Annotated in this window: 22 protein-coding genes; 8 read left to right on the top strand and 14 right to left on the bottom strand. The window is 73.0% G+C overall.

The window, feature by feature from the left end:
* Positions 1-185: 185 nt before the first annotated feature.
* Together ACGFML_RS33100 and ACGFML_RS33105 are read right to left on the bottom strand one after the other, a co-directional pair.
* On the bottom strand, positions 186-1406 hold the full coding sequence (locus tag ACGFML_RS33100) for an acetyl-CoA C-acetyltransferase (protein WP_393549339.1): 1221 nt from the start codon (positions 1404-1406) through the stop codon (positions 186-188).
* 221 nt (positions 1407-1627) lie between these two features.
* Complete coding sequence (locus ACGFML_RS33105) at positions 1628-2644, bottom strand: SGNH/GDSL hydrolase family protein (protein WP_393549340.1); 1017 nt, start codon at positions 2642-2644, stop codon at positions 1628-1630.
* A 230-nt stretch (positions 2645-2874) separates the two neighbouring features.
* On the opposite strand from ACGFML_RS33105, the gene ACGFML_RS33110 reads away from it, so the two are divergent.
* Together ACGFML_RS33110 and ACGFML_RS33115 are read left to right on the top strand one after the other, a co-directional pair.
* Complete coding sequence (locus ACGFML_RS33110; protein ID WP_393549341.1) at positions 2875-4263, top strand: cystathionine beta-synthase; 1389 nt, start codon at positions 2875-2877, stop codon at positions 4261-4263.
* A 431-nt stretch (positions 4264-4694) separates the two neighbouring features.
* Positions 4695-5450: a MerR family transcriptional regulator gene (locus tag ACGFML_RS33115; RefSeq protein ID WP_393549419.1), complete on the top strand. Its 756-nt coding sequence runs from the start codon at positions 4695-4697 to the stop codon at positions 5448-5450.
* Positions 5451-5519: 69 nt separating this feature from the next.
* On the opposite strand, the gene ACGFML_RS33120 is transcribed toward ACGFML_RS33115, so the two are convergent.
* The 3 genes from ACGFML_RS33120 to ACGFML_RS33130 all read right to left on the bottom strand — a co-directional run bounded on the left by ACGFML_RS33120 (position 5520) and on the right by ACGFML_RS33130 (position 8506).
* Positions 5520-6923: a purine-cytosine permease family protein gene (locus ACGFML_RS33120; protein WP_393549342.1), complete on the bottom strand. Its 1404-nt coding sequence runs from the start codon at positions 6921-6923 to the stop codon at positions 5520-5522.
* 111 nt (positions 6924-7034) lie between these two features.
* Positions 7035-7592, bottom strand: coding sequence for a cysteine dioxygenase (locus ACGFML_RS33125; RefSeq protein WP_393549343.1), 558 nt, complete (start codon positions 7590-7592; stop codon positions 7035-7037).
* Positions 7589-8506, bottom strand: a complete 918-nt coding sequence (locus ACGFML_RS33130; protein WP_393549344.1) for an amidohydrolase — start codon at positions 8504-8506, stop codon at positions 7589-7591. Before ACGFML_RS33130 ends, ACGFML_RS33125 begins: the two co-directional genes overlap by 4 nt.
* Before the next feature lie 142 nt (positions 8507-8648).
* Here ACGFML_RS33130 and ACGFML_RS33135 point away from each other — a divergent pair, with 142 nt between their 5' ends.
* Together ACGFML_RS33135 and ACGFML_RS33140 are read left to right on the top strand one after the other, a co-directional pair.
* Positions 8649-9695: a LacI family DNA-binding transcriptional regulator gene (locus tag ACGFML_RS33135; RefSeq protein WP_393549345.1), complete on the top strand. Its 1047-nt coding sequence runs from the start codon at positions 8649-8651 to the stop codon at positions 9693-9695.
* A gap of 272 nt (positions 9696-9967) precedes the next feature.
* The gene (locus ACGFML_RS33140; protein WP_393549346.1) at positions 9968-10957 is read left to right on the top strand and encodes a sigma-70 family RNA polymerase sigma factor; all 990 of its coding nucleotides are present in this window, start codon (positions 9968-9970) and stop codon (positions 10955-10957) included.
* 39 nt (positions 10958-10996) lie between these two features.
* On the opposite strand, the gene ACGFML_RS33145 is transcribed toward ACGFML_RS33140, so the two are convergent.
* The 4 genes from ACGFML_RS33145 to ACGFML_RS33160 are packed head-to-tail and all read right to left on the bottom strand — an operon-like array spanning position 10997 to position 14533.
* Positions 10997-11935, bottom strand: a complete 939-nt coding sequence (locus ACGFML_RS33145) for an ABC transporter substrate-binding protein (protein WP_393549347.1) — start codon at positions 11933-11935, stop codon at positions 10997-10999.
* A 60-nt stretch (positions 11936-11995) separates the two neighbouring features.
* On the bottom strand, positions 11996-12667 hold the full coding sequence (locus ACGFML_RS33150; protein WP_393549348.1) for an ABC transporter permease: 672 nt from the start codon (positions 12665-12667) through the stop codon (positions 11996-11998).
* Between the two features lie 7 nt (positions 12668-12674).
* Positions 12675-13349: an ABC transporter permease gene (locus tag ACGFML_RS33155; RefSeq protein WP_393549349.1), complete on the bottom strand. Its 675-nt coding sequence runs from the start codon at positions 13347-13349 to the stop codon at positions 12675-12677.
* Positions 13346-14533 carry an ABC transporter ATP-binding protein gene (locus ACGFML_RS33160; protein WP_393549350.1) on the bottom strand — a complete coding sequence of 396 codons (1188 nt, stop codon included), beginning with the start codon at positions 14531-14533 and terminating at the stop codon, positions 13346-13348. Before ACGFML_RS33160 ends, ACGFML_RS33155 begins: the two co-directional genes overlap by 4 nt.
* A 234-nt stretch (positions 14534-14767) precedes the next feature.
* On the opposite strand from ACGFML_RS33160, the gene ACGFML_RS33165 reads away from it, so the two are divergent.
* The 3 genes from ACGFML_RS33165 (at position 14768) to ACGFML_RS33175 (ending at position 18064) form a co-directional block, all read left to right on the top strand.
* Positions 14768-16249 carry an aromatic amino acid ammonia-lyase gene (locus tag ACGFML_RS33165; RefSeq protein WP_393549420.1) on the top strand — a complete coding sequence of 494 codons (1482 nt, stop codon included), beginning with the start codon at positions 14768-14770 and terminating at the stop codon, positions 16247-16249.
* Positions 16250-16331: 82 nt separating this feature from the next.
* Positions 16332-17243 (top strand): MurR/RpiR family transcriptional regulator, encoded by a 912-nt coding sequence (locus ACGFML_RS33170; RefSeq protein ID WP_393549351.1) that lies wholly within the window; start codon positions 16332-16334, stop codon positions 17241-17243.
* A gap of 212 nt (positions 17244-17455) precedes the next feature.
* Complete coding sequence (locus ACGFML_RS33175; RefSeq protein WP_393549352.1) at positions 17456-18064, top strand: hypothetical protein; 609 nt, start codon at positions 17456-17458, stop codon at positions 18062-18064.
* 143 nt (positions 18065-18207) lie between these two features.
* Here the strand turns inward: ACGFML_RS33175 and ACGFML_RS33180 are convergent, their stop codons facing one another.
* From ACGFML_RS33180 to ACGFML_RS33200, 5 genes are all read right to left on the bottom strand, one after another.
* Positions 18208-19686: a diaminopimelate decarboxylase gene (locus ACGFML_RS33180; RefSeq protein WP_393549353.1), complete on the bottom strand. Its 1479-nt coding sequence runs from the start codon at positions 19684-19686 to the stop codon at positions 18208-18210.
* A 106-nt stretch (positions 19687-19792) separates the two neighbouring features.
* Entirely contained in the window at positions 19793-20656 is an 864-nt protein-coding gene (locus ACGFML_RS33185) for an ABC transporter permease (RefSeq protein WP_393549354.1), read from the bottom strand.
* The gene (locus tag ACGFML_RS33190) at positions 20653-21606 is read right to left on the bottom strand and encodes an ATP-binding cassette domain-containing protein (protein WP_393549355.1); all 954 of its coding nucleotides are present in this window, start codon (positions 21604-21606) and stop codon (positions 20653-20655) included. The genes ACGFML_RS33185 and ACGFML_RS33190 overlap by 4 nt, the downstream gene beginning before the upstream one ends.
* The gene (locus ACGFML_RS33195) at positions 21603-21950 is read right to left on the bottom strand and encodes a transcriptional regulator (RefSeq protein WP_393549356.1); all 348 of its coding nucleotides are present in this window, start codon (positions 21948-21950) and stop codon (positions 21603-21605) included. The genes ACGFML_RS33190 and ACGFML_RS33195 overlap by 4 nt, the downstream gene beginning before the upstream one ends.
* Entirely contained in the window at positions 21947-22435 is a 489-nt protein-coding gene (locus ACGFML_RS33200; protein ID WP_393549357.1) for a hypothetical protein, read from the bottom strand. Before ACGFML_RS33200 ends, ACGFML_RS33195 begins: the two co-directional genes overlap by 4 nt.
* A gap of 277 nt (positions 22436-22712) precedes the next feature.
* Between ACGFML_RS33200 and hutU the strand changes: the two genes are divergently transcribed.
* Complete coding sequence (gene hutU, locus ACGFML_RS33205) at positions 22713-24383, top strand: urocanate hydratase (RefSeq protein ID WP_393549358.1); 1671 nt, start codon at positions 22713-22715, stop codon at positions 24381-24383.
* The last annotated feature ends 3 nt before the right edge of the window (positions 24384-24386 follow it).

Consider the following 24386-nt stretch of genomic DNA (forward strand, 5'->3'; position numbering starts at 1 on the left):
GGTCGCGCTGTGCTTCGCTTGCGCTGCGGGCAGGTGCCGGGCACTCGTTCCTCGCACCCGACCCCTACCCTCCGCTGCAGCTCAGCTCAGCCGCTCGTGCTCTCGGTCGCGCTGTGCTTCGCTTGCGCTGCGGGCAGGTGCCGGGCACTCGTTCCTCGCACCCGACCCCTACCCTCCGCTGCAGCTCAGCTCAGCCGCTCGATGACCATCGCCATGCCCTGGCCGCCGCCCACGCACATCGTCTCCAGGCCGAACTGCTTGTCGTGGAACTGCAGGCTGTTGATCAGCGTGCCGGTGATGCGGGCGCCGGTCATGCCGAAGGGGTGGCCGACCGCGATGGCGCCGCCGTTGACGTTGACCTTGTCCAGGTCCAGGCCGAGCTCCTGGTAGGAGGGGATGACCTGGGCGGCGAAGGCCTCGTTGATCTCGGCGAGGTCGATGTCGCCGATCGTGAGGCCCGCGCGCCGGAGCGCCTGCTTCGATGCCTCGACCGGGCCGAGGCCCATGATCTCGGGGGACAGGCCCGAAACGCCGGTGGAGACGATCCGGGCGAGCGGGGTCAGGCCCAGCTCCCGCGCCTTGGTGTCCGACATGATCACGAGGGCGGCGGCACCGTCGTTGAGCGGGCAGCAGTTGCCGGCGGTGACCAGGCCGTCGGGGCGGAAGACGGGCTTGAGGCCCTGGACGCCCTCCAGGGTGACGCCGGCACGCGGGCCGTCGTCGCCGGCGACGACCGTGCCGTCGGGGGTGGTGACGGGGGTGATCTCCCGCTCCCAGAAGCCGTTCTTGATGGCCCGCTCGGCGAGGTTCTGCGACCGGACGCCGAACTCGTCCATCTCCTGACGCGTGATGCCCTTCAGGCGGGCCAGGTTCTCCGCGGTCTGGCCCATCGCGATGTAGGCGTCCGGGACCAGGCCGTCCTCGCGCGGGTCGTGCCAGCTGGTGCCCTCCTGCGCGGCAACGGCCTCGGTGCGGGCCTCGGCCTCGGCGAAGAGCGGGTTGTGCGTGTCCGGCAGCGAGTCGGAGTTGCCCTTGGCGAACCGGGACACCATCTCGACGCCCGCCGAGATGAAGACGTCGCCCTCGCCGGCCTTGATCGCGTGCAGCGCCATCCGGGAGGTCTGGAGCGAGGAGGAACAGTAACGGGTGACGGTGCAGCCGGGGAGGTGGTCCATCCCCATCTGGACGGCCACGATGCGGCCGAGGTTGTGACCCTGCTCGCCGCCGGGCAGGCCGCAGCCGAGCATCAGGTCGTCGATGTCGGTGGGGTCCAGCTCGGGAACCTTGGCGAGGGCGGCCTCGATGATCTTCGCGGTCAGGTCGTCGGGGCGCAGGTCCTTGAGCGAGCCCTTGAAGGCGCGGCCGATCGGGGAGCGGGCGGCTGAGACGATCACGGCTTCGGGCATCACGGCTCCAGGGAATCTAGGGGCTCCGCTCAGCGCGTCGGTGAGGGTGGTGTCGGGCGCCGGGCGGGCAATGCGGCAGGACTCTCAGGGAAGTTACCTGCACGTAGTGCCGAGGTCACGGGGTGCGTGCTGTGATGCGGAACTCTTTTCTAAGCGGGCGCTTATGGGAACGGGATGGGGCCGTGCGGTATTCCCGTACGGCCCCGGTGCGCGCCCCGCCGTCACCGGCCCTTGTGCGGGGCGCCCGACGACTCCGGGTCGGGCAGCTGCCGCCGCCTGCGGTGTTTGAGCAGGGCCCAGGGGGCGCGTCGGCCGCTGACCTCCGTACCGCCCTCGGACGCCGCCTCGGCGGCCGCCTGCGCGACCGGCAGGATCCCCTCGCCGCGGGCCGCCTCCGGCTGCTCCTCCTCCGGCCACAGGCCCAGCGAGGCGCACAGCGTCGGCAGCACGGCCATGGCGGCGGTGGCGTACCCCTCTGCCGACGGGTGGTAGTTGTCCGGCCCGAACAGCTCCCGCGGATGCGCCTCGAACTCCGGGCCCAGGAGATCGCCGAGCGAGACCGTCCGCCCGCCGTTCTCGACCACCCCGATGGTCTGGGCCGCGGCGAGCTGACGGGAGAGCCGCCGGGCCACCCAGCGCAGCGGCTGGTAGACCGGCTCGATGGTGCCCAGGTCGGGGCAGGTGCCGACGACCACCTCGCAGCCCGCGGCGCGCAGCCGCCGGACCGCCTCGGACAGGTGCCGGACGGACTCCGCGGGCGGCATCCGGTGGGTGACATCGTTGGCACCGATCATGATGACGCAGACGTCCGGGGTCCGGTCGCGGTCCGCCAGGATCAGCTCCACCTGGCGCTCCAGGTCGTCGGACTGGGCGCCGGGCAGCGCCACATTGTGGAACTCGACCGGCAGCTCCGAGAGTGCGGCAAGTCCCGAGGCCAGCAGCGCGCCGGGGGTCTGGCGGGCGCGGTGCACGCCCTGTCCGGCCGCGGTGGAGTCGCCCAGGAAGCCGAGTCGCAGCGGCGGCCGGCCGTCGTCGCGGTGGTGAAAGGGGGCGCCGTAGCGGCCGTCGGCGCAGGGCGGGGTGTCGCTGGAGCCGCCGACCGTACGGCGGGCCAGCCGGACCTCGGTCAGCAGCACCCCGACGGTGGCGACCCCGAGCAGGCCGATTCCGCCGCCGCCGACCGCCGCGGCGGTCGCGATCCGGCGCGCCACCCGCGCCCTGGACATCGTCACCGGCATAGGCCGGGCACCTCCCCGTGCAAGTAGTGCGGGGCGCGCCGCGGCCCCGGGGGCCGGACGCGCTTCTTGGCCGACAGCGAACTCGTACACCAGGTTGTTGCCCGTTCCTGCCCGCAACGCAACGCATCCGCCCGCCAACGGAACGCAGCGCGGAGGTCCACCGGCCGGCCGTGGCGAATAGGCTGGCGGCACGGGCGCAGGAGAGCGTGCCCCCGACCGCGGAGACCACCGTGCAGTTTTACGATTCGATGATTGAGCTCGTCGGCAACACCCCGCTCGTGCGGCTCAACAACGTGACCAAGGGAATCCAGGCCACCGTCCTGGTGAAGGTCGAGTACTTCAACCCCGGCGGCTCGGTCAAGGACCGGATCGCGGTGCGGATGATCGAGGCCGCAGAGGAGTCCGGGGAGTTGCAGCCCGGCGGCACCATCGTCGAGCCGACCTCCGGGAACACCGGCGTCGGCCTGGCGATCGTGGCCCAGCAGAAGGGCTACAAGTGCATCTTCGTCTGCCCGGACAAGGTGTCGACGGACAAGATCAATGTGCTGCGGGCGTACGGCGCCGAGGTGGTGGTGTGCCCCACCGCGGTGGACCCCGACCACCCGGATTCCTACTACAACGTCTCCGACCGGCTGGTGCGGGAGACGCCGGGGGCCTGGAAGCCCGACCAGTACAGCAACCCCAACAACCCGCGCTCGCACTACGAGAGCACCGGCCCGGAGCTGTGGGCGCAGACCGACGGGCGGATCACCCACTTCGTGGCGGGTGTCGGCACCGGCGGCACGATCAGCGGTACCGGCCGTTATCTGAAGGACGCCAGCGAGGGCCGGGTCGAGGTCATCGGTGCGGACCCCGAGGGCTCGGTCTACAGCGGCGGCTCGGGTCGCCCGTACCTGATCGAGGGCGTCGGTGAGGACTTCTGGCCGAGCGCCTACGACCGCACCGTCGCGGACGAGATCGTCGCGGTCTCCGACAAGGACGCCTTCCAGATGACCCGTCGGCTCGCCAAGGAGGAGGGCCTGCTGGTCGGCGGCTCCTGCGGCATGGCCGTGGTGGCCGGACTCGAGGTCGCCTCGCGGCTCGGCCCGGACGACGTCGTCGTCGTGCTGCTGCCGGACAGCGGCCGCGGCTATCTCTCCAAGATCTTCAACGACGAGTGGATGGCCGACTACGGCTTCCTGGAGGAGAGCGGCACCGCGGCGCGGGTCGGCGAGGTGCTGGCGCACAAGGAGGGCGCGCTGCCCTCGCTCGTCCACATGCACCCGGAGGAGACCGTCGGCGAGGCCATCGAGGTGCTGCGCGAGTACGGCGTCTCCCAGATGCCGATCGTCAAGCCGGGCGCCGGGCACCCGGACGTGATGGCCGCCGAGGTGATCGGCTCGGTCGTGGAGCGTGAGCTGCTGGACGCCCTGTTCACGCAGCGGGCGTCGCTCTCGGACCCGCTGGAGAAGCACATGTGCCGGCCGCTGCCGCAGGTCGGCTCGGGCGAGGCGGTCGCCGACCTGATGGCGGTCCTGGAGAACGCGGACGCCGCGATCGTTCTCGTCGAGGGCAAGCCGAAGGGCGTGGTCAGCCGCCAGGACCTGTTGGCCTATCTGGCGCGCGGGGTGGCGAAGTAGGCGCGGACGCGCCCTGATACCGAGCGGCCGACGCGCCCTGTTGCCGAAGGGGCGTCAAGCAACCGTCAGGGAACGGGCCGTAGGCGCAAGGTGTACGTATGCGTCACGTGCTCGCAGCACGGACTTAACACGAGTCCGGCACATTGATGACTGAGGCGATACGGACCTCCGGAGCGGCTCCCGGACATCCATGATCGCCAGGACGCGGCACCCGGTTCTGACCCGGGGCGCGTCCCTTGCGGGGACCGCCGTCGTCCCGCCCCCGGCTCGGCCGGGGTGCGGCGGTCCCCGCAACATCTCTCTCCCTCCCCCTCCCTCTCCCTCTTCCCCTTCGCCCGGCCCCCCGGTTGCGGCTTGCGCTTGCCGCTGCGTCAACTCCTACGGTCATGCGTGTGGCCGGAGAGACCGGCCCGGCGATGGGGGGCACGGCAATGGCCTGGTCGATCGCGGAGGTGGCCCGGATGTCCGGGGTGACGTCCCGGACGCTGCGGCACTACGACGAGGTCGGTCTGCTGGCGCCTGCGTGGATCGGCAGCAACGGGCACCGCTACTACGAGGAGGCCGGTCTGCTGCGGCTGCAGCAGATCCTGCTGATGCGGGAGTTGGACCTGGGGCTGCGCGAGATCCGGGCGGTGCTGGACAGCCAGGTCGATCAGGTGGCGGTGCTGCGCGAGCACCACCGGCGGCTGCTCAGGGAGCGGAACCGGCTGGAGACACTGGCCCGCACGGTCGGGCGAACCATCGCCGAACTGGAGGAAGGCAAGGACGGCAACGACATGACGAAGATCAACAGGCCGGAGAACCTGTTCGAGGGGTTCGAGCCCGCCGAGGCCGAGGTGCGCGAGCGGTGGCCGCAGGAGTGGGAGCAGTCCCGGCGGGCCCGCGAGGCGATGACCGCCGAGGACCAGGAGCGGTGGCAGCGTGAGGTGACGGCGCAGATGATCCGCTTCGCGGAGTTCATGGTGGCCGGCACGCCGGTCGCCGATCCCGCGGTGCAGGCCGAGGTGGATGTCCACTACCAGGGCGTCTGCCGGTTCTGGACGCCGAACGCGGTCGGGTACCAGGGGCTGGCACAGACCTACGTCGACGACCCGCAGTTCCGCGCGAACTACGACAAGATCGCCGACGGGCTGGCCGGCTACCTGCGTGATGCGATGGCCGTCTACGCCGAGGCCCGGCTGAGCTGACCGACGGCACACACTGCCGGGGGGCTGCAGACCCCCGGCGGCAGGCAACCGCCCCGTCGGGCACGCCCTCTAGGACCCGGCGGGGATGTGCTCCTCGGGGAGTGTCTGCGGGTGCGGGGCGGCGGAGATGCGGCGGCCGACGACCCGGTAGGCGACGGCGGGTACGGCGAGGCCGACGAGCCAGGAGATGTCCGCGCCGCCGAGGGGTGCGACCAGCGGGCCGGTGTAGAAGTGCGTGGCGAGAAACGGCAGTTGGGCGAGTACGCCGAGGCCGTAGACGGTCAGTGCCCCTACGTTCCAGGAGCCGTAGCGGCCGCCGGGGTCGCTGAGCGCCGGAATGTCGTAGCGCTCCTTGGAGACCAGGTAGTAGTCGACCAGGTTGATCGCCGACCACGGGGTGAAGAAGGTCAGCAGGAAGAGCAGGAAGTCCTTGAAGGAGGTGAGGAAGGAGTCCTTGCCCAGGAGGGCCACGGCGGTGCCGGCCACCATGATTCCGGCGATATAGGCCACGCGTCCGCGCGGCGAGAGGGTCCGCCGGCCGCTGAAGCCGCTGACGCTCGTCACCAGCGACATGAAGCCGCCATAGGTGTTGAGGATGTTGATGGTGAGCTTGCCGAGGGCGATGACGAAGTAGAGGAACGAGGCGATCAGCCCCGCCCCGCCCAGGCCGACGATGTAGGTGACCTCGTGCCCCACGAAGGCGGCGGGCGCCGCGGCCGCCGCCAGCGCGCCGAACGTCATCGACCACTGCGACCCGAGCACCGAGCCCGACAGGGTCCACCAGAACGTGGCGCGGGCCGAGGTGTGGCGGGGCAGATAGCGCGAGTAGTCCGCGACGTACGGGCCGAACGCCAGCTGCCAGGAGGCGGAGAGCGAGACCGCGAGGAGGAAGACCGGCAGCCCGAAGCGGTGGTCGTGCAGCAGCGTGCCGAGGTCGGCACGCTGGAGCAGCCGGATGCCCAGATAGACGAAGGTCAGCGCGCACACCAGCCCGGCGATCCGGCCCAGGGTGTGGATCAGCCGGTAGCCGACCGCGGCGGCGACGGCGGTGATGCCCGCGAACAGCACGATGCCCGGCGTCTCGCCGAGGTGCGTCAGCTCGCCGACGGCCTGCCCCGCCAGCACGCTGCCGCTCGCGAAGAACCCGATGTACATCACGATGACCAGCGCGAGCGGCACCACCGCGCCGCGCACGCCGAACTGCGCCCGCGACGTGATCATCTGCGGCAGTCCGAGCCGTGGGCCCTGCGCCGAGTGCAGCGCCATCACCGCTCCGCCCAGGAGGTTGCCGAGCAGCAGCCCGATCAGCGACCAGAAGGCGTTCGCCCCGAAGACGACGGCCAGCGCGCCGGTGATGACGGCGGTGATCTGGAGGTTGGCGCCCAGCCAGAGGGTGAACTGGCCGACCGCGCTGCCGTGCCGCTCGTCGTCGGGGACGACGTCGATCGAGCGCTGTTCCACCACGCCTGCCATGCATCCGCCTCGCATCGTTGCCTGTATGGATTCATGCAGCATCGATGTCGATGAATGGAAGGTCAATAGGTAGGACGGGAACAGGGGGTGATTCGCGCTGGCGGCGAGGGCTCAGGCGGCGGACGCCTCGCCGACGGGCCGCAGCTCATCGGCGTAGGAGACCGACATCCGGCGCATCAGCCCGTCCTCCGTGATGTCGTACTGCCCCAGCCGCCACAGCGGCGGCGAGTACGCGTGCACCGACACCGCATCGTCCGTGGCTCCGGTGAGCCGGTGGATGTGGTCCGGCCCGAAGCAGAACGAGTCACCCGCCCCGACCGCCGTCGCCGGATGCTCGCCGCCGATCCGCGGATTGGACTCGGTCAGCACCCCCTGGACGACGCGGACCGCTCCGGACGAGAGGTCGTGGTCGTGCCAGCCGGTGTCGTTCTGCCGGGTCCAGCACAGCAGCCAGACGTCGACGAACTCGTCACGGTACAAGGACGCGTAGTGCCGCTCACTGTCGGAGAACGCGACCTGCCCGCGCCACAGCTCCGGGCGGCCGGCGAGGTCGTCGACGAGGGCCTGCAGCTCGCGCTTGTCGAGACTGCGCTCGGGCAGGGCGGTGAACGGCCGCTCGGCCTCGGGGACCTCGCGGGCGCGGTCGGCCTGGGAGGCGGGGGAGGTCATGGACGGGCTCCTTTCGTCGGGCCCAGCAGGCGGGCCGGGTTGGCGGTACGCAGGGCGTGGACGGCGGCCTCCGCGCCCAGATCGGGGATCACCGGCCGCGCGTACGGACGGTCGCTGCCGCTGACGACGACATCGATCCCGACGGCCCGTACGAGCGCGTCCACCGCACGCGTCCCGTACGAGGACGTCTCGTAGAACACCCCGCGGTCGACCCGTCCGCGGTCCTGCCCGCCACCGCGCGCCACCAGCCGCTCGCCGTGCAGCGGCGCCAGGCCCGCGAGCGCCGCGAAACACACCCGCAGGTCCGGGTGGCGGGCCCGGCCGAAGGCGCGGAAGGCGCACCACGCGGCGTGCAGCTGATGGACGTACGGCACCAGGGCGGGCCACCAGGCGGGCGCGCCGTCGGGGGCGGGGGGTGCGGCACCGGGGTGGATGAACACCGGCCTGTCGCTCTCCGCGGCAACGTCCAGCAGGGGTGCGCAGTGGGACCAGCCCGCGGCGTCGAGCAGCGCGGTGGCGGGGAGCTGCAGCCCCACGCAGCCCCGTGCCAGCTCCCGCCGCAGCGCCCCGGTGTCCGGCTCGGGTGCGGTCAGGCACACCGAGGCCCAGACGCCGAACGGAGCGGGCAGCCGCAGTGCGCCGTCGTGGAAGGCGGCGAGCAGCGGTGCCGCCTCCTCGGGCGGCAGGTACTCGATGCCGAGCGGGCTGGAGAGCGAGACCAGCGCCAGATCCACCCCGTCCGCGTGGGCGAGCCGGGTGCGGGCTGCGATGTCGTGGTCGGCGGGGTCGACCGTGTACGGCGGCTCGCCGGGCAGCAGCAGCGTCCAGCCGTCCAGCCGCGGCGGTGCCGTACGGGCGCGCAGGTGCGCGATGAACTCCCGCGGCCAGAGGTGCTGGTGCAGGTCGCTGGGCACGGCGGCGCCTCCTCAGGTCTTCGGTCACGCGACTTAACCGCTTAACTGATGCGCTTAAGTGAACCGGTTAACCTCCTGTGCTGTCAAGGGCCGACCGGATCGGCGGCGGGGGAGTGGGGCCTCCTTGGGTAGGCTTCCCGGCATGGCCAGGCCCAATAAGCGCACCACCCTCCGCGAGGTGGCCGAGGCCACCGGCCTCTCCACCGCAGCCGTCTCGTACGCCCTGCGTGGCAAGCACGTCTCCAAGGAGACCGAGGAGCGGGTGCGCAAGGCGGCTGCCGAACTCGGCTACGAGGCCGACCCGATCGCCCGCGCCCTCGCCAGCGGCCGTACGAGCACGGTCGGTGTGCTGGCCGGCGACCTCCAGGACCTCTGGCAGCAGCAGCTGATGGCGGCCATAGGGCGCGAGCTCCTGGCCGGCGACCGCTACGCCCTCATCCTCGACGCCGGCGGCGACCCGGCGCGCGAGCTGGCCCTCGCCAAACAACTCCGTGACCAGCGCGTCGACGGTCTTCTCGTCTCGCCCGTCGACCCCTCGGCGGAGGGCTGGGCGAAGATCGCCGACGCCGTCCCCGTCGTGTCCATCGGCGACGCGCTGAGCCGGGCCCGTACGGCCGGCGAGGTCCTCTTCGACAACCGCGCCGGCATCGACGCCGTCCTCGGCTACCTCCGGGGCCTGGGGCACCGCCGCGTCACGGTCCTGACCCCCACCGGCCCCTCCACCCCCGACCGCCCCGCCGACGTCTATGTCCGCGAGGCCGCCGACCGTCTCGGCATCGGGGTCGAGGTCCTGCCCTGCGCGCAGGAGTTGGGCGAGGCCACGTCCGTCGCCCGGCGGGTGCTGACCAACACCCCGGACGGTCGCCCGCGTGCCGGCTCCACCGGCCTCGCCCCGCCCACCGCGGTCTTCTGCTTCTCGGACTCCATCGCCTACGGCGTCTACGCGGCCGCCGCCGAGGCATCCCTCACCGTGGGCCGCGACCTCTCCGTCGTCGGCTTCGACGACCACCCCGTCTCCCGCGTCCTCACCCCGCCGCTGACCACCGTCGACTGGGGCCTCACCGACATCGCCAAGGAGGCCGCCCGCCTCGCGGTCGCCGCCATCGAGGGGCGGCGGGTACGCCGCAAGCGCATCCTGTGCGCGCCCCGTCTGTCGGAACGGCGCTCGGCGGCGGAGGTCCGGCCCTGACGACGCCCCTCGTGGGCCGATGGGGCTGCGGAACGGGTGCCGGAACGGCGCCGGGGAAGCCCGTGCTGCGGTCCCGGCGCCGCAGGAGCAGACTGGTGCACGGCGCTCCGGTACCTTCGTCGCACGTGTGCCGGTGGTCGGCCGACGGGTGAAGGGCGGTCCTCGATGAACCCCTCGACGAGCTCCTTGGTGAACTCCTCGACGAGCTCCTTGGCGCACTCTCCACCGACGTCCTCGACCCTCTCCCCGGCCACTCGACCGGTGGAGCCCCGATGAGTGACGTCGCGGTGGCGGGCGGGTCCCGACCGGGCGGTTCCCAGGGGGAGTTGGCGGACCGGCTGGAGGTGCACCGTACCGAGCTGACCGGGTACTGCTACCGGATGCTGGGGTCCGCGTTCGAGGCCGAGGACGCCGTGCAGGAGACCATGGTGCGCGCCTGGCGGAACCACGACCGCTTCGAGGGACGGTCCTCGCTGCGGTCCTGGCTGTACCGGATCGCGACGAATGTGTGTCTGGACCTGCTCAAGGGCAGCCGGCGGCGGGCCCGGCCGATGGACCTCGGGTCGCCGTCGAGTGCGGACACCCCGGTGGGCGACGGGCTGCCCGAGGCCACCTGGATCGGCCCGGTGCCGGACGGCCGGGTGCTGGCGCAGACCGGGGATCCGGCGGAGGCGGCCCTCGCGCGCGAGTCGGTCCGGCTCGCCTTCATCGCCGCGCTGCAGCGGCTGGCACCCCGGCAGCGGGCGGTGCTCATCCTGCGGGAGGTGCTCGCCTGGTCGGCGGCAGAGGTTGCGGAGCTGCTCGGCAGCTCGGTCGCCGCGGTCAACAGCGCGCTGCAGCGGGCGCGGGCGACGCTCGCCGCGGACGAGGAGCCGCCGGCCCGCCCGCTCGACGACGACCAGCGGGCGCTGCTGGCCCGGTACGTCGACGCCTTCGAACGCTTCGACATGGAGGCGCTCACCGCCCTGCTGCACGAGGACTCGACGTTGTCGATGCCGCCCTACGAGCTGTGGCTGCGCGGCCCCGAGGAGATCGTGCGCTGGATGCGCGGGGCGGGCTGCGGCTGCGCGGGGTCGCATCTGGTGCCGCTGACGGCCAACGGGCGCCCGGCGTTCGGGCAGTACCGGGCGGACGGCACGCCGTGGGCGGTCCAGGTGATCGAGACGGCGGACGGGCGGATCACCGGGCTGCACTCGTTCCTGGACACCGAGCGGTTGTTTCCGCTGTTCGGGCTGCCGATGCGGTTCGCGGGCCCGGCCTAGGGCCTGTCCGCGGGCGTCCGGCGTCCCGCCCGCCCCGCGTCAGCCACCCAGCCTGTGCTTGGCCAGCCAGGCGTCGGCCACCCGGTCCGGGTCCTGCTTCTCCTTGTCGACGAGGCGGTTGAGCTCGGTGAGGTGGGCGGTGGTGAGGGCGTTGCCGAGGCGGGCGAGGGCCTTGCGGACCTTGGAGTCGGCCTTGCGGGCGGCGATCAGCGGAACGATGTGCTGGGCGGGGATGAGGTGCTTCGGGTCCGCGAGGAGGATCCAGCCGTTCGCCGCGGTGTCGACATCGGTGGTGAAGATGTTGGCGATGTCGATGTCGCCCTTCTTGAGGGCGCCCTTGACGAGCGGGCCGGAGGAGTCCAGCGCCTTGAACTCCTTGAATTCGGCGCCGTACTGCTCCTTGAGGCCGACGACGCCGACGACCCGCTTCTTCATCTCCGCGGCCGCGCCGAACACCAGCTTGCCGTTCACCCTGTGCAGGTCGGCGAGCGACTTCAGGTCGTAGCGCTCGGCGGTCGCGCGGGTGACGGCGAAGCTGTCGCGGTCCTCGGCGGCCGCGTACGGAAGCACTTCGAGGCCGTCGGGCAGGACCGTGGCCAGGGCGTTCTGCATGGCGCCGGCCTCGGTCGCGGTGGCCTTCTTGTCGAGGTACAGCAGGAGGCTGCCCTGGTACTCGGGCAGCAGATCGATGTCGCCGGAACGCAGTGCGGGCACGACGATCTCGCGGGAGCCGAGGTTGGGCTTGACGGTGGCCTTGACGCCGGCGGCGTTCAGGACGCCCGCGTAGAGGTAGCCGAGGATCTGGTTCTCGGTGAAGTTGGCGGTGCCGATGACCAGACCGCCGCTGCTGCTGCCGCTGTCGCCACCGGCACCGTCACCCTTGAGCGAGGTGATCCCGGAGGAACAGGCGGCCAGCAGCGGGGCCGAGGCGCCGGCGAGGAGTGCGGTCAGGGCGGTACGGCGGGTGGGACGGTTCATGGCGTCGGGCTCCTCGGAACGTGCGGACGGGGACGGCGGCGGGCTCTCGGCGGACGGGCCTCAGCGGGCCGCCGCCGGGCGGCCGCGGAACAGCAGCCGCTGCAGCCCGCCCAGGGCCAGGTCGGCGGCGACGGCCAGCACGGCGACCAGCGCCGCGCCGCCCAGTACCTGCACCAGATCGCGCTGCGCCAGCCCGTCGAAGACATAGCGGCCCAGACCGCCGAAGCTGACGTAGGCGGCGATGGTGGCGGTGGCGACGACCTGCACGGTCGCCAGCCGTATGCCGGTCATGATCAGCGGGAGCGCGAGGGGGAGTTCGACCTGCCACAGGACCTGGTGGCCGCGCAGGCCCACGCCCTTGGCCGCGTCCTTGACCTCGGGGTCGACCGCCGCCATCCCCGCGTAGGTGTTCGTGATGATCACCGGGACGGCGAGCGCCACCAGGGACACGTACACCGGCCAGACGCTCAGGCCGCCCGCGAGGAAGACCAGGGTGACCAGGCCGACGGTGGGCAGCGCCCGGCCGAACGAGGAGAGGTTGACGGCCACGAAGGCGCCGCGCCCGGTGTGCCCGATGAGCAGGCCGATCGGCAGCGCGATCAGGGCCGCGGCCAGGGTGGCGAGCACCGAGTACTCCAGGTGCTCCAGGATGCGGGTCGCGATGCCCTCGGGGCCCGACCACTGGGCCGGAGCGGTCAGCCAGGACGCGAGGTTCTTCAGAAGTTCGAGCATCGGCCTGTCACGCCGCCTTCCGCCACTTGAAGGTGCGCTGCCGGGGAGCGCCCCGCCGCCAGGGGGTGCACAGCCACTGGAGGGTCACCAGCAGCGCGTCGGCAACCAGGGCGAGCAGCAGGGTCAGGGCCACCCCGGCGATGACCGGGGTGGGGTAGTTGCGCTGGAAGCCGTCGGTGAAGAGCTGGCCGAGACCGCCGTAACCGATGTAACTCGCCACGCTGACAAGGGAGATGGACATCACGGTGGCGACCCGTACACCCGCCATGATCACCGGGAGGGCGAGCGGCAGCTCGACGGTGAGCAGCGTGCGCAGCGGCCTGGTCCCCATCGCCGTGGACGCCTCGCGTGCCTTGGCGGGCACCGCGTCCAGCCCCTCGACCGTGTTCCGTACGAGCACCACCAGGGTGTACGCCGTCAGGCCGACGATCGCCGTGGTGCGGGTGAGGCCGGTGACCGGCAGGAGGAGGACGAAGAAGGCGAGGGAGGGGATGGTGTAGAGGATGTTGGACGCGCCGAGGACGAAACCGCGCAGCGGGCGTACGCGGTGGGCGAGGACCGCCAGTGGCAGCGCGATCAGCAGGCCGAGCAGGACGGCGGGGACGGCGGTGGCGAGGTGGTCCGCGGTCAGGCGGGCCATCTCGTCGGCGTGATCGGGGAACCAGCCCCATTCGATGGTCATGCGGGGCGCTCCGCGGCGGCGGTCTCGACGGGCGCGGCGTCCTCGGAGTCGGGCGTTGCCGGGGCGGTGCCGCCGGCGGTCGCCGCCCGTCCCGCCTCGGCGTGGCTGCGGCCCGCCCGGTCGTGGATCGCGTCGCGCGTGGTGATGCCGGTGAGGACGCCGTCGGCGTCGATCCGGGCGACCGCGGCGGCCGGGGCGGACACCGCCTCGTTGAGCGCGGAGAGCAACGAGTCGTCGTCGCGCAGCGGCCGGACGGGCGCCAGTGCGGCCTCGCCCGCGCTGCCGCCGGCGGGCAGGGCGTCGGTGTCCAGCCAGCCCAGCGGCTCGCCGCGTGGAGAGGTCACCAGGCGCCAGCGGTCGCCGTCGCGGGCTATCTTGCCGACCGGCTCGTCGGCGCGTATCGCCCGGCCCGGCGCGTACGGCACGTCCGCCAGGGTGGTCAGGGACAGCAGCTTCAGGCCGCGCTCGGCGCCCAGGAAGCCGGCGACGAAGTCGTCGGCGGGCCGGGCCAGGAGTTCGGCGGGCTCGGCGCACTGCACGAGCCGGCCGCCGGTGCGGAAGACCGCGATCCGGTCGCCCAGGCGGACCGCCTCGTCGATGTCGTGGGTGACGAAGACGACGGTCTTGCGCAGTTCCTCCTGGAGGCGCAGCAGCTCGTTCTGGAGCTGGGTGCGCACAACCGGGTCGACCGCGCCGAACGGCTCGTCCATCAGCAGCACCGGTGGGTCGGCGGCGAGCGCGCGGGCCACCCCGACGCGCTGCTGCTGGCCGCCGGAGAGCTGGTGCGGATAGCGTCGGCCCGCCTCGGCGGGCAGGCCGACCAGCTCCAGCAGCTCGGCCGCGCGGGCGCGGGCCTTGCGCCGGCCCCAGCCGAGCAGCAGCGGCACGGTCGCGATGTTGTCCAGGACCGTACGGTGGGGGAAGAGGCCGGACTGCTGGATGACGTAGCCGATGCCGCGGCGCAGCTCGGCGGCGTCCGCCTCGAGGATGTCGCGGCCGCCGACGCTGATGGTGCCGGAGGTCGGCTCGACCATCCGGTTGATCATCCGCAGTGTGGTGGTCTTGCCGCATCCGGACGATCCGACGAGGACGGTGACGTCCCCCTCGGGGAGTTCCAGCGACAGGTCGTCCACCGCTGTCGTGCCGTTCGGGTATCGCTTGCTGACTGCGTCGAACCTGATCATCCGCTGCCCCTTGCCCGGCCTGCATATTGTCATGCAGAGTCTTAGGCACGTGAATAGAAGTCAATAGGCGGGCGTAAATCCCCTGTTACGCCTCCGGTCGCGTCGCCGGCGCCCTCGCCGCTGCCGCAGTCCCGGGTGCCGCCCGCCCGCTTCGATTCACCGTACGGAACGAGGTGTCGGACTTACGTTCACAAAAAGCGTTATAAGAGGGAGTTGAGCCCCTTGGTTTCCCACATGCTGGACAGCGGCCGACGGGCCGGCCGGCGCATCACACTCGACGGCACCGGACTGCACCCCGACGGCATCGCCGCCCTCGCGGAGCGCAGCGCGCACACCGCGGGGCCCGACCCCAAGGCCCTCGCACTCGCCGAGGAGTCCTGGGACACCGCCCGCCGCCTCGCCGCCACCGGCCGTGTCTACGGGCGCAGCACCGGCGTCGGCGCCAACCGCACGGAGGAGGTCGGGGCCGACGCCGAACACGGGCTGCGGCTGCTGCGCAGCCACGCGGGCGCGATCGGCGACCCGCTGCCCGCCCGCGAGGTCCGCGCCATGCTCGCGGTCCGCGCCAATCAGCTGCTGGCGGGCGGCGCCGGGCTGAACCCCGCCGTGATCACGTCCCTGATCACCGCCCTGGAGTCCGGCGCCCACCCCGTCGTCAACGAACACGGCGCCGTCGGCACCGGCGATCTCGCCGCCCTCGCCCAGACCGGCCTCGCGCTGGCCGGCGAACACCCCTGGCACTGCGCCCCCGGCGGCCGGGCCCCCGCCCCCATCGCCCTCGACAACAACGACGCCCTCGCCCTGATCAGCTCCAACGCGCTCACCCTCGGCCAGTCCGCGCTCGCCCTCGACACCGTGCGCCGGCTGCTCGCCGCCTCCCTCCCGGTCGCCGCGCTCTCACTCCTCGCGGTCGGCGGCTCCTACGAACCCTTCGCCGAACCCGTCATGCGGGCCCGCCCGCACGCCGGCTCGGCCGCCGCCGCGGCCCGCCTGCGCACCCTCTCCGGCGTCCCGGACCGCCCCGCGCCGCCGCTCGGCCGCATCCAGGACCCCTACGGATTCCGCTGCCTCCCCCAGATCCACGGCCCGGCAGTCGACGCCGCCGACACCCTGGACGAGGTGCTCACCATCGAGGTGAACGCCGCCGCCGAGAACCCCCTGATCAGCATCGAGGACCAGGCCGCCTACCACCACGGCAACTTCTACGCCGCGCACGCCGTGCTGGCCCTGGACGCCTTCCGGCTCGCCGTCCTGCAGACCGCCCGGCTCTCCACCGCCCGGCTCGCCGCCCTCTCCGAGCCGGACTTCACCCGGCTGCGGCCCTTCCTGGGTGACGCGGCACCCGCCAGCTCCGGCGTCATGATCCTCGAATACGCGGCCGGCGCGGCGCTCGGCGAGATGCGCGCCGTCTCCCACCCGGCCTCCCTCGGCCACGCCGTCCTCTCCCGCGGGGTGGAGGAACAGGCCAGCTTCGCCTCCCTCGGTGCCCGTCAGACCCTCCGCGCGGCCACGTACTACCGCCAGGTCCTGGCCTGCGAACTCGTCGCCGCCGTAAGGGCCTTGCGGATGCGCTCCCTGGAGCCGGAGCCCGGCCTCCCGCTGGCCGCCGCCTACGCGCTGGCCGCCGACGCGCTGGATCCGCGGATGGAGGACCGGCCGCTGACCGATGATGTGGCCGTGGCGGCGGGGCTGCTGGACGCACTGGCGGGGGTGTGACACTGATGCCGACATCGACAGCGCAGGCCACACATCACGGACACCAGTCACAAGGCCCCTCCCGGGCCGGGAAGAAGAGGCGATGAGCGGGGACGGGGCGATCGGCGGCGCGGACGAGGGTACGCGGACGGGCACGGGCACCACCGGCACGGTGGCGGCCGACACGGGCACCACCGCCCGCCTGCAGAAGCTCTTCGAGGGACACCGGCTGACGCCCACCCAGCGCCGGATCGCCCACTGCATGGTGCGGCGGGCCGCCGACGCGCCGTTCCTCTCCAGCGTCGAACTGGCCGAACTGGCCGGCGTCAGCCAGCCGTCCGTCACCCGCTTCGCGGTCGCGCTCGGCTTCGACGGCTACCCCGCGCTCCGCCGCCATCTGCGCGAGGTCGCCCCGGGCGCCGCGCCGGACGACACCGGCTCGTACAACGAGTACCAGCAGGCCGTCCAGGCGGAGATCGACAACCTCCGCCACCTCGCCGCCGCCCTCGCCGACCCCTCCCCGGTGATCGAGGCCGGTCGCCTCTTCGCCGCCTCCCGGCCGTTGCCCGTCCTCGGCCTGCGCGCCGCCACCGCCCAGGCCGCCGGCTTCACCTACTTCGCCCGCAAGGTCCACCCCGACGTCCGCCTCCTGGACGAGGGCGGCACCATGCTCACCGACCGCATCGACGCCGCAGTCCGCGCCGGCGCCGGCGCCCTGCTCTGCTTCGCCCTGCCCCGCCACCCCCGCGAGGTCGTCGACGCCCTCGCCTACGCACGCGAGGCCGGCCTGAGCGTCGTCACCGTCGCCGACAGCGCCTTCGCCCCCGTCGCCCACCACACCGACCTCCTCCTGCCCGCCCCGGTCGGCACCGGCCTGGCCTTCGACACGGCCTGCGCCCCCATGCTGCTGGGCCGCGTCCTGCTGGAGTCGATGTGCGACGCCCTGCCGGACGCACAGGCGCGGCTGGAGGAGTTCGACGCGAAGGCGGCGGCGCGGGGGCTGTTCGTGGAGTGAGCCGGGGCCGCCGCCCCGCCCCGCCCCGGCGCGCCCTCGTTCCGGGTGCGCCACCGCGCCCGCCCGCCTGCCCCGACGGCCGCGTTCCGCCGCACCGGTCTCAGGGAATCCTCATCCGTGCCGGCTACGATCCGCCGCCGGTGCCCGCATCGGGACGGGTGCGAGACGGCCGGGGCGGCGTCGTGCGGCCGGTCCGGAGGAGGAGGTCTGTCGTGGGGCGCGGGGCGTATGCGCTGGGGCGGGTGGCGGTCATCGTGCGGGCACCGGCCGGATGGTTGTGGTGGTCCGGCCTGCTGGCAGCGGGGATCGGCGTACTGGTACCGGGGGCGGCCGGGCGGGCGATCGGGGTACCGGCGGGGGTGGCGCTCGGCGTCATCGCGGCGTTCGTGGTGTTCGGGGCGCGGCGCGGGCGGTACGCGGCGCTGGCCGGCGGCGCATCGCGGGCCGGGAAGGCCGTCATCCTCCAGGACCGGGCGGTCACCCTCCGGGTCTGGCGCCGGGCGCACCGCTGGTGGCTGCTGCTCGCCTTCCTGGCGGCGGTCGGGTCGTCGTTCGCGCTGCCCGCGGCCGGCGGACTGCTGATGGCCGGGTCGGCCCTGGGCCTGTGGGGCAGGGCGCTGTGGCTGGGCCGCTGGGAGCGGGAGCACGACGCGCTGCTGTGGGTGCGTGCCGAGGCGGCCGCCCGGGGCGGGGCCGCGGGCAAGGATGTGCGGGGCCATGTGACGACGGGTTCGGCCGCGGGGGACGCGGCGCCGGGCGGGGCGCGGGCGCGGAGCGCCGCCCGGCCGGCGGGTGCCGGGGCGGGTGCCGGGCGGCGGTAGCGGCGCGGGCCCGAACATCGACGCCTCCGCCGGCAACACCCGCCCCGCAACGCCCGACCGGCCCGCGACGTCCGACCGCCCCGCAACGCCCGGCCGGCCCGCGACGTCCGACCGCCCCGCAACGCCCGGCCGGCCGGCAGCGTCTATCCGGCCGCCCGGCCGAGCTCGCCGAGCGCGTCCGTGTGGGCGCCGCCGCTCTCCGCGGTGAGGTCGGCCAGGGTCTGCGGCGTGCGGACGGTCGCGAAGCGCACGGTGCCGTCAGGAGCGGTCGCGTAGCCGTAGATCCCCGGCCGAGGCAGGGAGTTGTAGGCGAAGTGGGTGGAGAAGTAGTACGCGCCGGTGTCCAGGAGGGCGACGTGGTCGTCCGACCGGAGCAGGGGGAGCGGGCGGTTCTCGGCGACCAGGTCGCCGGCGAAGCAGCACGGTCCGGCGACATCCTGGGCGACCGGTTCGCCGGTCCTGGGGAGGCCCCGCGCGTCGTAGGCGGCGACCCGGATCGGCCAGGCCTCGGGCACGAAGACCGTACGGGTGGCGACCTGGGCGCCGGCATGGGTGACCGCGATGGGACGGCCGCCCGCCGACTTCGCGTACTCGACGCGGGCGACGACCATGCCGTGTTTGGCCAGCAGTGAGCGGCCGAACTCGGTGACGAGGCCGTAGCGTCCGGACAGCAGGCCGGGGACGGTCGAGCGCAGCAGCGCGACGTATGCGCGGAAGGTCGGGGTCGTGGCGTCCGAGCCGAAGTTGACCGGCAGGCCGCCGCCGATGTCGAGGGTGTCGATCTGCCGTCGGCCGGCCCGTTCGTTGATCTCCTCGGCGAGGTGGAAGAGGGCCGACACCCCCTTGGCCATCAGCTCCAGCGGCATGCCCTGGGACCCGACGTGGCCGTGCAGCCGGGTCAGCCACGGCCGGTCCAGGTAGGCCCGTACGACCCAGTCGCGGGCGCCCTCGTCCTGGAGGGCGACGCCGAACTTGGAGGTGTCGGTGGCGGTGCTCATGGCGCCGATGCTGCCGCCGCCGATCTGCGGATTGACGCGCAGCCCGACCGGTGCGGAGGACGGCGCGGAGGCCATCAGGCCGTCGATGCGGAGGAGTTCCTCGGGGTTGTCGGCGTTGACCGCGATGCCGAGGGCCAGGGCCTCGCGGAGTTCGGCCAGGGTCTTGGCCGGGGAGTCCAGCACGGTATGCGCGGCCGGTACCTGAGCGGCGCGCGCCAGCGCCAGCTCCCCGGGGCTGGCCACCTCGCAGCCGAGCCCCTCCTGGGCGAGCAGCCGCAGGACGGGCACGAGGGAGGCGGCCTTCACGGCGAAGGCGTGCAGGACCGGGGTGCCCGGCGCGGTGAACTCCTCGAAGGCGGCGCGGAGTTCGGCGGCGGACCGGCGGATCCCGGCGATGTCGAGCAGCCCGGCGACGGGCTCGCCGGGGCCCACCAGCCCCTGCGCGACGGCCGCCTGCACGGCACGGTCCCGGTCGGGGGCGTGCGCGCCGTCCGGGTGGCCCGAGCCGTCCCGGCCGACGGCCGTGGGGCCGTGCGCCGGTCCGGGAACGGGGCCACCGGTCCGGGAGTCGGGCAGGGGGCCGGTGAGGGGGCTGGTCGTGGGCTCGTCCTTGGGGCCAATCATGAGGCAACTTCATCATTGGGCCGGGCCGCGCGCCATCGGATACCGGCACCGGCACCCTCGCCGCTACCCGCTCAGCCCCGCTGCCCCGCTCAGTCCCGCTGCCCCGCTACCCTGCCGCCCCGCTCAGCCCCGCCTTGCGGTGCCGCTCGCTCAGCCGGGAACCGGACTCCCGGCGCGCGGCCCGGCGCAGCAGGGGTACGGCGAGCAGGAAGCCGAGGACGGCCCAGGCGGTCAGCACCAGGGCGACCGTCGGCAGCTCCCAGGAGCCGGCCGGTTCCGCGATCCGCGCGGCATCCGGCAAGAGCGCCGAGCGCACCCCCTGCGCCATCCACTTCAGCGGGAAGACGGCGGCGATGTGCTGCACCGCCGCCGGCAGCGAGGCGAGCGGGAACATCGCGCCCGAGGTGAACAGCAGGGCCATCACGGGCAGCATGATCAGCGCCAGGGCCTCACGGGGGTTGGGCAGCACGGCTCCGATGGCCGCACCCAGCGGCACCACGGCCAGCAGGCCCAGCGCGGTGACCCACAGCAGGGTCAGCCAGCCACCCGGACCGTGCGGCAGCGGCCCGTCCACCAGCAGCGCCCCGGCCCCCAGCAGGACGACGAGGGTGGCGAGCGCGGTCGCGACGATGAGCAGCGACTTGGCGACGAGATAGGCCGGTATGCCGCCGGGAGTGGCGCGCAGGCGCAGCAGGGCGCCCTCCTCCCGTTCGGTGACCAGGATCTGCGGGAGGTTGAACAGCCCGATCTGGAAGAGCAGATACGCGGCGAAGCCCGCCAGCGTCAGATGGGCCATCGGGATGTGGGTGCCGGGCACCCGCTTGTCGAGGTTGGCCGCCAGTGCCAGGGCGACGACGACGTTCGCCAGGTGGCCGGCCATCTCCTTGCGGTTGCCGATCAGGTGGCGCAGCTCGATACGGCCGCGCCGGAGGCCGGCGCGCCAGTAGCGGCGACGGTGGGTCTCGGTCATGCGGTGTGCTTCTCCCCGTTGTCGTTCCGTGTGCCGGTGCGCTCGCCGCCGCTGTGCACCATGTGCAGGTAGGTGTCCTCCAGCGTCGGGCGGCGGACCTCCAGGTCGGCGATGGGCGCCCGGGCGTGCCGGTGAAGGTCCCAGACCAGCCGGGAGGGGTCCGCGGTGCGCTCGCGGTGGGCCGTACCGTCGGTGGCGGTCCAGCGCACCTCGGCCTGCGCGGCGGCCCGGCGGGCCAGTTCCGCAGGTGTGCCGTGGGCCCGGATCCGGCCGCCGACCAGCACGGCTATCCGGTCGGCCAGCCGCTCGGCCTCCACCATGTCGTGGGTGGTGAGCAGGACCGTGACGCCCTCCTCGCGGGCCAGGCGTTCGACCAGCAGGTGGAAGTCCTGCCGGGCCTCGGGGTCGAAGCCGGTGGTCGGCTCGTCCAGGAAGAGGAGCTCGGGGCGGCCGACGATGCCGAGCGCGACGTCCAGGCGCCGGCGCTGGCCGCCGGAGAGCTGGTCCACCCGTTTCCCGGCCTGCCCGGTGAGGCCGACGAGGGCCAGCAGACCGGCCGTGTCGCGCGGGTCGGGGTAGTAGGTGGCGAAGTGCGCCAGCAGCTCGGCGACCTGCCAGCGGCGGTGGTCGCGCCACGACTGCAGGACGAGCCCGATCCGGCCGCGCCAGGCGTCGCCGCCGCGCTCGGGGTCCGTGTCCAGCACGCGGACCTCGCCCGCGGAGCGGTGCCGGAAGCCCTCCAGGATCTCGACCGTGGTGGTCTTCCCGGCGCCGTTGGGCCCCAGCAGGGCGAAGATCTCGCCGCGGTGGATGTCCAGGTCGATGCCGTGCAGCACGTCGGCGCTGCCGTAGGCCATGCGCAGGTCGCGCACCCGGATGACGGGCGGGACGGGCGCAGGGGGTGCGGCCGGGCCCGTGGGGCGTGCGGCCGGTTGCCCGGTCGTGGTCATCGGCCCGCCTCCGCGTGCTCCTGCTGCCGTTCGCGTGCCACCGTGGCGGGCCCCGCGCCCTCGACGATCGCCCGGAGTGCGGCCACATGCCCTTCGAAGGCGGTCCGGCCGCGCTCCGTCAGCCGCACCTTGGTACGGCGTTTGCGGCCGCCGCCCTCCTTGTGGATCTCCAGATACCCGGCCTCCTCCAGCGTGTGCAGCTGCTTGGAGAGCGCGGAGTCGCTGAGCGAGAGGCTTTCGCGGATGAAGGCGAAGTCCGCCCATTCCGTGGCGGCGAGCAGCGCGACCACGGACAGCCGGGTGGAGGGGTGGATCAGTTCGTCGAAGCCGGAGGGGGTGCTCATCGGCGCGCCTCCAGCCGGCCGCGGACCGAACCGGCCGCCCACCGGTTGGCCGGTCCGACGAACAGGACGAAGGCGCCCGCCGAAAGGGTGGCCTGGACGACGCTGCCCAGGGGCAGCCGGAGCCAGTCGACGAGCCAACCGGAGAGCAGGACCGTCCCGCCGGTCACCGCCGCGCCCGCGAAGAACGACGCGAACGTCCGCCAGTCGTAGACCGTGCGGTGCGCCCGCATCCGGGTCTTGCGGTTGCTGACGACGGCCAGCGCCACCAGCAGACCGACATACGCGGTGAGGATCAGGACGAAGCCCCACAGGGGCGGGTCGAACCCGAGACTGGCCAGGAACATCCACATGATCGCCGCCGTGGTGTACGTCGCGCCGGTGCCGCCGAACGCGCACCGCTCGATCTCGTCGTACACCCGCTCCTGCGGCACCCGGATGCGTTGCAGATCCGCCCATGCCCGCTCGGCGTCCACCGGTGTGCTCATGGTCATCGTCTCCCCGTGACGGTTCTGCGGACAGACGGCCGGTGCGGCCGCATGCCCGTTCTACTTGCCTACCAGGAAAGCTAGCGCCGACTTTCCCCATGGGCAAGTCGGATCCCGTGCCTGTGGACAACTCCGTTCGGGCGTGGCCGCGAAGCGGGCGCCGTGGCCGGTTGGTGCGGTTCCCGGCACTGGGTTGCCGCGCCCTGTTGACTAGTCCTATTCAGCGACGCCAAGATGTGAATAGCTCGATCCATTCGACGTCAGGGAGGCACGGCCCATGTCGGGACCGCGACCCGTGCGGGCACCGCGCGGTACGGAGCTGAATGCTCGGGGATGGCAGCAGGAAGCCGCGCTGCGCATGCTGCAGAACAATCTCGACCCGGAGGTGGCCGAACACCCGGACCAGCTCGTCGTCTACGGCGGCACGGGCAAGGCCGCGCGCGACTGGCGCTCCTTCGACGCGATGGTGCGCACACTCACCACGCTCAAGCAGGACGAGACGATGCTCGTCCAGTCCGGTCGGCCGGTCGGCGTGATGCAGACGCACGAATGGGCCCCCCGGGTGCTCATCGCCAACTCCAACCTCGTCGGCGACTGGGCCAACTGGGAGGAGTTCCGCCGCCTGGAGGCCCTCGGCCTGACCATGTACGGGCAGATGACCGCCGGCTCGTGGATCTACATCGGCACCCAGGGCATCCTCCAGGGCACCTACGAGACCTTCGCCGCCGTCGCCGCCAAGAAGTTCAACGGCACACTGGCCGGGACGATCACCCTCACCGCCGGCCTCGGCGGCATGGGCGGCGCCCAGCCGCTCGCCGTCACCATGAACGACGGCGTCGCCCTCTGCATCGACTGCGACCCGCGCGCCATCGAGCGCCGGATCGAGCACCGCTACCTGGACGTGAAGGCGGACAGCCTCCAGCACGCCCTCCAGCTCGCCGTCGAGGCCCGGGACCAGCGCAAGCCGCTCTCCATCGGCCTGCTCGGCAACGCCGCCGAGCTGCTGCCGCAGATGCTGGCCGAGGGCGCGCCGATCGACATCGTCACCGACCAGACCAGCGCCCACGACCCGCTGGCCTACCTGCCCGTCGGCATCGACTTCGCCGACATGGCCGCCTACGCCAGGGAGAAGCCCGCCGACTTCACCCAGCGGGCCCGCGAATCGATGGCCCGGCACGTCGAAGCCATGGTGGGCTTCATGGACGCCGGCGCCGAGGTCTTCGACTACGGCAACTCCATCCGCGGTGAGGCCCAACTCGCCGGATACCAGCGGTCCTTCGCCTTCCCCGGCTTCGTACCCGCCTACATCCGGCCACTGTTCGCCGAGGGCAAGGGGCCGTTCCGCTGGGCCGCCCTCTCCGGTGACGCCCGGGACATCGCGGCCACCGACAAGGCCATCCTCGACCTCTTCCCGGAGAACGAGTCGCTGGCCCGCTGGATGAAGATGGCCGGTGAGCGGGTGCACTTCCAGGGCCTGCCCGCCCGGATCTGCTGGCTCGGCTACGGCGAGCGCGACAAGGCCGGCGAGCGCTTCAACGAGATGGTCGCCGACGGCACCCTGCGCGCCCCGCTGGCCATCGGCCGCGACCACCTCGACTGCGGCTCCGTCGCCTCGCCGTACCGCGAGACCGAGGCCATGAAGGACGGCTCGGACGCCATCGCCGACTGGCCACTGCTCAACGCCATGGTCAACGTCGCCTCCGGCGCCTCCTGGGTCTCGCTGCACCACGGCGGCGGCGTCGGCATGGGCCGCTCCATCCACGCCGGCCAGGTCACCGTCGCCGACGGCACGCCGCTGGCCGGCGAGAAGATCCGCCGGGTACTGACCAACGACCCGGGGATGGGCGTCATCCGGCACGTCGACGCGGGCTACGAGCGCGCCGACGAGGTGGCCGCCGAGCGCGGCGTCCGCATCCCGATGCGCGAGGGCGAAGGCGAGGGCGCGTGACCG

It is taken from the genome of Streptomyces sp. NPDC048650 (genome assembly GCF_043199095.1).
GTDB lineage: Bacteria > Actinomycetota > Actinomycetes > Streptomycetales > Streptomycetaceae > Streptomyces.